8 protein-coding genes and 1 pseudogene are annotated in these 9,389 nt (G+C 71.8%); 5 read left to right on the top strand and 4 right to left on the bottom strand.

The features are described 5' to 3' along the window. Positions 1-114: 114 nt before the first annotated feature. The gene (gene pta / locus RH94_RS18970) at positions 115-2,196 is read right to left on the bottom strand and encodes a phosphate acetyltransferase (RefSeq protein WP_073948735.1); all 2,082 of its coding nucleotides are present in this window, start codon (positions 2,194-2,196) and stop codon (positions 115-117) included. Between the two features lie 190 nt (positions 2,197-2,386). On the opposite strand from pta, the gene RH94_RS18965 reads away from it, so the two are divergent. Next, on the top strand, positions 2,387-3,412 hold the full coding sequence (locus RH94_RS18965; RefSeq protein WP_073948734.1) for an ATP-dependent 6-phosphofructokinase: 1,026 nt from the start codon (positions 2,387-2,389) through the stop codon (positions 3,410-3,412). Positions 3,413-3,419: 7 nt separating this feature from the next. Here the strand turns inward: RH94_RS18965 and RH94_RS18960 are convergent, their stop codons facing one another. The 3 genes from RH94_RS18960 to RH94_RS18950 form a co-directional block, all read right to left on the bottom strand. After that, positions 3,420-4,046 carry a hypothetical protein gene (locus RH94_RS18960; RefSeq protein ID WP_073948733.1) on the bottom strand — a complete coding sequence of 209 codons (627 nt, stop codon included), beginning with the start codon at positions 4,044-4,046 and terminating at the stop codon, positions 3,420-3,422. A gap of 79 nt (positions 4,047-4,125) precedes the next feature. Next, a complete protein-coding gene (locus RH94_RS18955) occupies positions 4,126-4,824 on the bottom strand; it encodes a response regulator (RefSeq protein ID WP_073948802.1) in 699 nt (232 codons plus the stop codon). Continuing rightward, on the bottom strand, positions 4,821-6,479 hold the full coding sequence (locus RH94_RS18950; protein ID WP_073948732.1) for an ATP-binding protein: 1,659 nt from the start codon (positions 6,477-6,479) through the stop codon (positions 4,821-4,823). Before RH94_RS18950 ends, RH94_RS18955 begins: the two co-directional genes overlap by 4 nt. 150 nt (positions 6,480-6,629) lie before the next feature. Between RH94_RS18950 and RH94_RS18945 the strand changes: the two genes are divergently transcribed. The 4 genes and pseudogenes from RH94_RS18945 to RH94_RS43870 form a co-directional block, all read left to right on the top strand. After that, positions 6,630-8,012 carry a cation:dicarboxylate symporter family transporter gene (locus RH94_RS18945; RefSeq protein WP_073948731.1) on the top strand — a complete coding sequence of 461 codons (1,383 nt, stop codon included), beginning with the start codon at positions 6,630-6,632 and terminating at the stop codon, positions 8,010-8,012. Positions 8,013-8,203: 191 nt separating this feature from the next. Continuing rightward, the gene (locus RH94_RS18940) at positions 8,204-8,632 is read left to right on the top strand and encodes a MerR family transcriptional regulator (protein WP_073948730.1); all 429 of its coding nucleotides are present in this window, start codon (positions 8,204-8,206) and stop codon (positions 8,630-8,632) included. 14 nt (positions 8,633-8,646) lie between these two features. Beyond that, positions 8,647-8,961 carry a thioredoxin family protein gene (locus tag RH94_RS18935; protein WP_073948801.1) on the top strand — a complete coding sequence of 105 codons (315 nt, stop codon included), beginning with the start codon at positions 8,647-8,649 and terminating at the stop codon, positions 8,959-8,961. Between the two features lie 91 nt (positions 8,962-9,052). After that, positions 9,053-9,389 (top strand): annotated as a pseudogene (locus RH94_RS43870) (ATP-dependent DNA helicase); the annotation flags it as partial.

Below are 9,389 nucleotides of genomic sequence, written 5' to 3'. Positions count from 1 at the left end.
GAGCCGGCTCGCGCCGCGCATGTCGAGCAGCTGGTACTTCACCGACGAGGAGCCGGAGTTGAGGACGAGGACGCGGGTCGCGTGCACGGTGTTGGAAAACTCCCTGTTCGGACGTCAGTCGGCGGACGACTGGGCCTGGGCCTGGATCGCGGTGATGGCGACGGTGTTGACGATGTCCTGCACCAGGGCGCCGCGCGAGAGGTCGTTGACCGGCTTGCGCAGACCCTGCAGGACCGGGCCGACCGCGATCGCGCCGGCCGAGCGCTGCACGGCCTTGTAGGTGTTGTTGCCGGTGTTCAGGTCCGGGAAGATCAGCACGGTGGCCTGCCCGGCGACCTCCGAGTCCGGCAGCTTGGTGGCGGCCACCGACGGCTCCACGGCCGCGTCGTACTGGATCGGCCCCTCGATCAGCAGGTCCGGGCGGCGCAGCCGCACCAGCTCGGTCGCCTCGCGCACCTTGTCCACGTCGGCGCCCGAGCCGGAGGTGCCGGTGGAGTACGAGAGCATGGCGATCCGCGGCTCGACGCCGAACTGGGCGGCGGTGGCCGCCGACTGGACGGCGATGTCGGCCAGCTGCTCGGCGTCCGGGTCGGGGTTGACCGCGCAGTCGCCGTAGACGAGCACCTTGTCGGCCAGGCACATGAAGAACACGGACGACACGATCGAGGCGTCCGCCTTGGTCTTGATGATCTCGAAGGCGGGCCGGATGGTCGCGGCGGTGGAGTGCACCGAGCCCGACACCATGCCGTCGGCGAGGCCCTCCTGGACCATGAGGGTGCCGAAGTAGTTGGCGTCCGAGACGACGTCGTACGCCAGCTCCACCGTGACGCCCCTGTGGGCGCGCAGCCGGGCGTACTGCTCGGCGAAGGCGTCCCGCAGCTCGGAGCGGACCGGGTCGATCAGCTGCGAGTCGCCGAGGTCGATGCCGAGGTCGGCGGCCTTCTTGCGGATGGTGTCCACCGGCCCGAGCAGTGTCAGGTCGCACACGCCGCGGCGCAGCAGCACCTCCGCCGCGTGCAGCACGCGCTCCTCGGCGCCCTCCGGCAGGACCACGCGCCGTTTGTCGGAGCGGGCCTGCTGGAGCAGCTTGTGCTCGAACATCATCGGTGTGACCCGGTCGCTGCTCGGCGCGGAGACCCGCTTGCTGAGGTCGGCGACGTCGATGTACCGCTCGAACAGGCCGAGCGCGGTCTCCGCCTTGCGCGGGGTGGCCGCGGTCAGCTTGCCCTCCAGGGAGAAGAGCCGCTCGGCGGTGGGGAAGCTGTTGCCGGCCACCGAGACGACCGGGGTGCCCGGGGCGAGCCGGGCGGCGAGCGTGAGGACCTCCTGCCGCGGGGCCTCGTTCAGGGTGAGCAGTACGCCGGCTATCGGCGGGGTGCCGGCGCTGTGCGCGGCGAGCGAGCCGACGACCAGGTCGGCGCGGTCGCCGGGGGTGACGACCAGGCAGCCCGGGGTGAGGGCCTTGAGCAGGTTGGGCAGCATGGCGCCGCCGAACACGAAGTCGAGGACGTCGCGGGCCAGTCCCGAGTCGTCGCCCAGCAGGACCTTGCCGTCCAGGACCTGGGTGATCTGCGCGACCGTCGGCGCGGACAGGGCGGGCTCGTCGGGCACCACCCAGCAGGGCACCGGCAGCCGGCCGGCCAGCCGCTCGGCGATCAGGTCCCGGTCCTCGCGGGCCACCCGGTTGGTGACCATGGCCAGCACGTCGCAGCCCAGGCCGTCGTAGGCGCGGTAGGCGTTGCGGGTCTCGGCGAGCACGGACTCGGCGGTCTGCCTGCGGCCGCCCACGACCGGCAGCACGGAGGCGCCGAACTCGTTCGCCAGCCGGGCGTTGAGCGACAGCTCGTCGGGCAGCTGCGTCTCGGCGAAGTCGGTGCCGAGCACCAGGACGACGTCGTAGTCCCGGGCGACCAGGTGGAAGCGGTCGACGAGGGCGGAGACCAGCTCGTCCGTGCCCTGCTCGGCCTGGAGCGTGTTCGCCTCGTGGTAGTCCAGGCCGTAGACGGTCGCCGGGTCCTGGGTGAGCCGGTAGCGGGCGCGCAGCACTTCGAAGAGGCGGTCCGGGCCGTCGTGCACGAGGGGGCGGAAGACGCCCACCCGGTCGACCTGCCGGGTCAGCAGTTCCATGACTCCCAGCTCGACGACCTGCCGGCCGTCGCCGCGGTCGATGCCGGTCACGTACACGCTGCGGGTCACGCGGGCTCTCCGTTTCCTCGTCGGTGGCGTCCTGCGAAAAACGCCCACACGGGTGAGCGGAAGTGGGCGGAACCCTCTTGACACTACCCCGGTCGACAGATAAGGCGCCCGTCAGGCCGATGCCGCCTCCGGGACATGGAACAATCGGACAGGATCACCGGTATCAACAGTGAGCAGGAGACACAGCACGATGCGCATCGGAGTTCTCACGGCAGGCGGCGACTGTCCGGGGCTGAACGCGGTGATCCGGTCGGTCGTGCACCGAGCGGTCACGACGTACGGCGACGAGGTCATCGGCTTCGAGGACGGCTACGCCGGTCTGCTCGACGGCCGCTACCGGCCCCTGGACCTCAACGCGGTGGGCGGCATCCTGGCCCGCGGCGGGACCATCCTCGGCTCCTCCCGGCTGGAGCGCGACCGGCTCCGCGAGGCGTGCGAGAACGCCTCCGACATGATCCACCGGTTCGGCATCGACGCGCTCATCCCGATCGGCGGCGAGGGCACGCTGACGGCGGCGCGGATGCTGTCGGACGCGGGGCTGCCGGTGGTGGGGGTGCCGAAGACGATCGACAACGACATCTCCTCCACCGACCGCACCTTCGGCTTCGACACGGCCGTCGGCGTGGCCACGGAGGCGATGGACCGCCTCAAGACCACCGCCGAGTCCCACCAGCGCGTGATGGTGGTCGAGGTCATGGGCCGCCACGCGGGCTGGATCGCCCTGGAGTCCGGCATGGCGGCCGGCGCCCACGGCATATGCCTGCCCGAGCGCCCCTTCGACCCGGCCGGCCTGGTCAAGATGGTCGAGGAGCGCTTCGCCCGCGGCAAGAAGTTCGCGGTGATCTGCGTCGCCGAGGGCGCCCACCCGGCCGAGGGCACCATGGACTACGGCAAGGGCGAGATCGACAAGTACGGCCACGAGCGCTTCCAGGGCATCGGTACGGCACTGGCGTACGAGCTGGAGAGGCGGCTCGGCAAGGAGGCCAAGCCGGTCATCCTCGGCCACGTCCAGCGCGGCGGCGTCCCCACGGCCTACGACCGCGTCCTCGCCACCCGCTTCGGCTGGCACGCGGTGGAGGCCGCGCACCGCGGCGAGTTCGGCCACATGACCGCGCTGCGCGGCACCGACATCGTGATGGTCCCGCTCGCCGAGGCGGTCACCGAACTGAAGACGGTGCCGAAGGACCGCATGGACGAGGCGGAGTCCGTCTTCTAGGGCCGGGTCACCGGACGGGATCGGGGCCGGTCAGCTCCCAGGAGTCCCCCAGGGGCCGGGCGCCGGCCCCGTCCCCCGTCATCGCGCGGACGGTGAAGCGCTCACCGGGAAAGCAGACGACGGCAGCGAAGTGGGAGGCGGGCACCCCGCGGGTGCGGACGGAGGCGCCGCCGGCTCCTGGTGAGGTGTCCTCGACCTCGAGGTGACCGGCCTCGGGGGCGACGAGCAACTCGTGCAAACGCAGCAGCTCGTAGCCCTCGTCGGACTGGGGCCGTCCGGTGTACAGCTCCATCTCGTACTCGCCGCCGAAGGCCAGTGGGGCGCCGCGCAGGACGTTCGCGATCTCCCGGTCACGGGTCGGGTCGAACCTCAGCACGCCTCCGGTCAGGTGGTCCGGGGCCGCCCACGCCCCGTCGTCGCCGCGGCTGGAGGTGTAGAGCTCCTCGGCGACGAAGCCGTCCTTGCGCCGGTGCAGGAGCACGGCGAAGCCGAGGTCGCCGCGGACGCAGGTGTCGGCCACGGCAGCCCTGGTGGTGCCGTCGAGCCGTACGGGCACGGCACGCGCCCCGCCGGCGCCCGGCACCGACCGGGCCGTCAGGGCCGCATGGGCGAGCTCCGCCAGGTTCCTGTACATCCCGTCACGTCCCGTCCTTCGCGTCCAGGTCTTCCTCCCCGGCCTTCCGCCCCGGGGCGGAAGGCCGGGGATCCGGCGGCTACCGCGCCGGACCCGGCCCCCGCACCCACCGGTACACCAGTTCCGGTCTGCCCACCTGACCGTACAGGGGGCTGCGGTCGGCCCGGCCCGTGTCGACCAGGTGCTCCAGGTAGCGCCGGGCCGTGATGCGGGCGATGCCGATCGCCTCGGCGACCCCGGCCGCCGTGAGGCCCTCCTCCGCCTCCCGCAACACACCCGTGACCCGCTCCAGGGTCGGCGCGCTCAGCCCCTTGGGAAGGGTGGCCGGGCCCGGGGCGCGCAGCGTCGCGAGGGCCCGGTCGACCTCCGCCTGCCCGCCGGCCTCCCCGGCCGTCGCGCGGAACTCGGCGTACCGCACCAGCCGGTCCCGGAGCGTGGCGAAGGTGAACGGTTTCAGCACGTACTGGACCACCCCCAGCGAGACCCCTTCGCGGACCACCGCCAGGTCCCGCGCCGAGGTCACCGCGACCACGTCCGCGTGGAGGCCGGCGGCTCGCAGGGAACGGGCCAGCTGCAGGCCGTGCACGTCCGGCAGGTGCAGGTCGAGCAGGAGCAGGTCCACCGGGGTGCGGTCCAGCATCCGCCGGGCCTCCGCGCCCGTGTGCGCCTTGCCGACCGCGACGAACCCCGGCACCCGGCCGACGTACATCACGTGCGCGTCCGCCGCGACCGGGTCGTCCTCGACCACCAGGACGCGGATGGGCTGCTCGCTCGTCATGCCCCTCGCCCCGCCGTCCGCCACGCCTCGTCCCCGGACGCGCGGCCCGCGCCCCCGTCCCCCAACGGCAACCGCGCCTCGAACACCGCGCCGCCCCCCTCGGCCTCCGTCACCGTCAGCGTCCCCTCGTGCCGCTGCACCGCCTGCCGTACGAGCGCCAGGCCCAGCCCCCGCCCGCCGGGCCCCGTCGGCTTGGTCGAGAAGCCGCGCTGGAACACCAGGTCGGCATGGGCGGGCTCCACGCCCGGCCCGGTGTCCGTCACCCGCAGCACCAGCTCGGCGTCCTGCGCGTACGCCGTCACCGTCACCCGCGCCCGCGGGCCGCCCTGCGCCGCGTCCACCGCGTTGTCGACGAGGTTGCCGAGGATCGTCACCAGGTCCCGGGACGGCAGACTCTCCGGGAGCAGCCCGTCGTCCAGGCCGCTGTCCCCGGACACCACCAGCTCCACGCCCCGCTCGTTGGCCTGCGCGGTCTTGCCGAGCAGCAGCGCGGCCAGCACCGGCTCGCTCACCGCCGAGACCACCTGGTCGGTCAGCGCCTGGGCCAGCTCCAGCTCCGCCGTGGCGAACTCCGCGGCCTCCTCCGCCCGCCCCAGCTCGATCAGCGACACCACGGTGTGCAGGCGGTTCGCGGCCTCGTGCGCCTGGGAGCGCAGTGCCTGCGTGAAGCCCCGCTCGGAGTCCAGCTCGCCCATCAGCGACTGCAGTTCGGTGACGTCCCGCAGGGTCACCACCGTGCCCCGGCGCTCCCCGCCCGACACGGGCGAGGTGTTGACCACCAGCACCCGCGACGCGGTCAGGTGCACCTCGTCCACCCGCGGCTCGGCGGCCAGCAACGCACTTGTCAGCGGGGCGGGCAGGCCCAGCCCCGTCACCGGCCGTCCCATGACGTCCGCTCCACCGCCCACCCCCAGCAGCTCCCGTCCCCCGTCGTTGATCAACGCCACCCGGTGCTCCGCGTCCAGCATCAGCAGTCCCTCCCGCACCGCGTGCAGCGCGGCCTGGTGGTAGTCGTACATCCGGCTGAGCTCGGTCGCGTTCATGCCGTGGGTGTGCCGGCGCAGCTGGGCGTTGATGACGTACGTACCGATCGCGCCGAGCGCGAGCACCCCGGCGGCGACCGAGAACAGCGCGGCGACCTGCTCCCGCACCCGCTCGCTGATCGCCTCCACCCTGATGCCGGCGCTGACCAGCCCGATCACGTGCCCGTCCTCCTCGACGGGCGTGACCGTGCGGACGGACGGGCCGAGGGTGCCCGTGTAGGTCTCGGTGAAGGTCTCGCCGCGCAGGGCGCGGGCGGTGTTGCCGAGGAAGGGCCTGCCGATCTGGTCCGGGTCGGGGTGCGTCCAGCGGATGCCCCCGGGAGTCATGATCGTGACGAAGTCGACCCCGGTGTCCTTCTGCACCCTCGACGCGTACGGCTGGAGCTCCGCCGAGGGGTCGGAGGAGTGGATCGCCGCCCGGACCGACGGCGCGTCGGCGATCGAGCGGGCCACCGCCGTGGTCTGACGGCGGGCCGCGTCCTCGGCCTGGCCCTGGTCGTTGACGTACGTGAAGAGCGCGTATCCGGCCACGACGAGCGCGAGCAGCACCGCCTGCATCGCGAACAGCTGACCCGCCAGGCTGCGAGGTCTCGGAAGGGCGGGTATGCGCATGGCGCAAGTCTGCCTCCCCGTTCTGGCGTGAACTAAATGAACGGAAGGGTGACCACCCTCACACAGCGCGAGATAGTCACGACATTCCCCTGTAACCCGGACGTGAGCCGCACGCCGGTGATGCCGATGACGTCGTCAAGGAGGGCCGCCGTGAGCAGTGCAGCCGATACGGCACCTGCCGCGCCCGCAGCCAAGCGGGACCGCACCCACTATCTGTACATAGCCGTGATCGCCGCGGCGCTCCTGGGAATCGGCGTCGGGTTCGCCGCGCCGGACCTCGCCAAGGAGCTCAAGCCGCTCGGCACCGGTTTCGTGGGCCTGATCAAGATGATGATCTCGCCGATCATCTTCTGCACGATCGTGCTCGGCGTCGGTTCGGTGCGCAAGGCCGCGAAGGTCGGCAAGGTCGGCGGGCTCGCGCTCGGCTACTTCATCGCGATGTCGTTCGTCGCGCTGGCCATCGGACTCGTGGTCGGCAACATCATCCACCCGGGCAGCGGCATGCACCTGACCGAGGCGGTGAAGGGCGTCGGCCAGGCACAGGCCGAGGCCGGGGGCGAGGGCCCGGTCGACTTCGTGCTCGGCATCATCCCGACCACGCTGGTGTCGGCGTTCACCCAGGGCCAGGTGCTGCAGACCCTGCTGGTCGCCCTGCTCGTCGGGTTCGCGCTGCAGGCCATGGGCCGCAAGGGCGAGCCGGTCCTGCGCGGGGTGGAGCACATCCAGCGGCTGGTCTTCCGCGTTCTCGCCATGATCATGTGGGCCGCCCCCGTCGGCGCCTTCGGCGCCATCGCCGCCGTGGTCGGCGAGACGGGCGTCGACGCCCTCAAGGCGCTCGCCACGATCATGCTCGGCTTCTACGTCACCTGCGTGCTGTTCGTTTTCCTGGTGCTGGGCGCGCTGACCCGGATCGTGACCGGGATCAACATCTTCCACCTGCTGAAGTACCTGGGCCGCGAGTTCCTGCTGATCGTGTCCACGTCGTCGTCCGAGTCCGCGCTGCCCCGGCTCATCGCCAAGATGGAGCACCTGGGCGTGAGCCGTCCGGTCGTCGGCATCACCGTGCCGACCGGCTACTCCTTCAACCTCGACGGCACGATGATCTACCTGACCATGGCCTCGCTGTTCATCGCCGACGCGATGGGCCAGCCGCTGTCCATCGGCCAGCAGATCACCCTGCTGCTGTTCATGATGATCGCCTCGAAGGGCGCGGCCGGTGTCACCGGCGCCGGCCTGGCCACCCTCGCCGGTGCCCTGCAGTCCCACAAGCCCGCCCTGGTCGACGGCGTCGGCCTGATCGTCGGCATCGACCGCTTCATGAGCGAGGCCCGCGCCCTGACCAACTTCGCGGGCAACGCGGTCGCCACCCTGCTGATCGGCACCTGGACCGGCGAGGTCGACAAGGACCGGGTGCGGCGGGTGCTCGCCGGCGAGCTGCCCTTCGACGAGAAGACCCTGCTCGACGAGTCCGACGACGCCGGAGCCCCGGCCGAGCTGCCGGACGAGCGCGAGAAGGAACTCGCCAAGGCCTGACCCCGGCCCGCCCCGCTCCGGGCGACCGGCCCCGCCTGAACCGGGGCCGGTCGCCCGGCACACGACAGAGCCGCCGAGCGGCCGAGCCCCCGTGGGCCCGGCCGCTCGGCCTTTTCCGCGGGGCGGGCAGGCCGTCGTGCACGCCGGGGAGCGTTGCCTTGACGTCGGCGTCAAGGATTACGTTCGTAGGCATGCGAATCGGCGAGCTGGCCGCGCGGGCCGGGACGACGACACGGGCCCTGCGGTACTACGAGTCGCGGGGGCTGCTGCCCGCGCGGCGGGACGTCCACGGGCACCGCACGTACGACGAGCGCGATCTGAAGCTGCTCACGCAGATCAGGACGCTGCGGGACTTCGGGTTCGACCTGGAGGAGACCCGGCCGTTCGTGGAGTGTCTGCGGGCCGGGCACCCGGAGGGCGACTCGTGCCCGGCGTCGCTCGCGGTCTACCGGCGCAAGCTGGACGAGCTCGACGTGCTGATCGGCGAGCTGCGGGCGGTGCGGGCGAGGGTCGGCACGCAGCTCGCGCGGGCCGAGCGGGCGAGGAACGAGCTGGCTGTCGAGGCGCTGCTTCCGGGTGGTCCGGAGCCGAGGTGCGAACTGGGAGGGCAGGAGCAGTGATCAAGGCAGCGGGCGTGGACGAGGTGACTGACGAGGACTTCGAGGCCGAAGTGCTCGGCTCGGAACTGCCGGTGCTGGTGGAGTTCACCGCGGACTGGTGTCCGCCGTGCCGGCAGATGGGGCCGGTGCTCAGCGCCCTGGCCGCCGAGGAGGGGGACCGGCTGAAGGTGGTCCAGCTGGACGTGGACACCAACCCGGACACGACGAACGCGTACAAGGTGCTGTCCATGCCGACCTTCGTGGTCTTCCGCGCCGGCGAGCCCGTGAAGTCCATGGTGGGCGCGCGGCCCAAGCGGCGGCTGCTGGAGGAGCTGTCCGACGTGCTGTGACTCGCCGCCCCACGGCAGAAGAAATCCCCCGGGGAAATTGCACCCGGGGGATTTCTTTGCGTATATTCGGTGATTCGCGACTTCAAATGGAATGAGTCGCGAAGAAGTTCACTGGCCACAGTATATCCGGGTGGGAGCCGAATTGTCAAACACCGATTTTCCAGACGGTGAATTGCGGCGGGAACAGGAATTCATCGACGGACTGTACGCGCGCGTGGACGCGCTGCGCGGTGACGCCGAAACCTCCGTCGCGGACGCGCTCGCCCAGGGCGACAAGCCCATGCAGGCCAGGCTGGAGCGGGACATCCTCGTCGCCGAGCGGTCAGGACTGCTGGCCGCGCTGAACGCCGTGGACGGTTCGCTCTGCTTCGGCCGGATCGACCTCACGGGCGGCGACAGCCACCACATCGGCCGTATCGGCCTGCGCG

The sequence above is a fragment of the Streptomyces kebangsaanensis genome (assembly GCF_001906585.1).
GTDB classification, from domain to species: Bacteria; Actinomycetota; Actinomycetes; order Streptomycetales; family Streptomycetaceae; genus Streptomyces; species Streptomyces kebangsaanensis.
This window is presented reverse-complemented; position numbering and strand designations above follow the sequence as displayed.

Coding starts and splice junctions, on each gene's coding strand:
- RH94_RS18965 (WP_073948734.1), top strand. CDS start 2,387: ATGCGCATCGGAGTTCTCACGGCAGGCGGCGACTGTCCGGGGCTGAAC.
- RH94_RS18950 (WP_073948732.1), bottom strand. CDS start 6,479: ATGCGCATACCCGCCCTTCCGAGACCTCGCAGCCTGGCGGGTCAGCTG.
- RH94_RS18940 (WP_073948730.1), top strand. CDS start 8,204: ATGCGAATCGGCGAGCTGGCCGCGCGGGCCGGGACGACGACACGGGCC.
- RH94_RS18960 (WP_073948733.1), bottom strand. CDS start 4,046: ATGTACAGGAACCTGGCGGAGCTCGCCCATGCGGCCCTGACGGCCCGG.
- RH94_RS18955 (WP_073948802.1), bottom strand. CDS start 4,824: ATGACGAGCGAGCAGCCCATCCGCGTCCTGGTGGTCGAGGACGACCCG.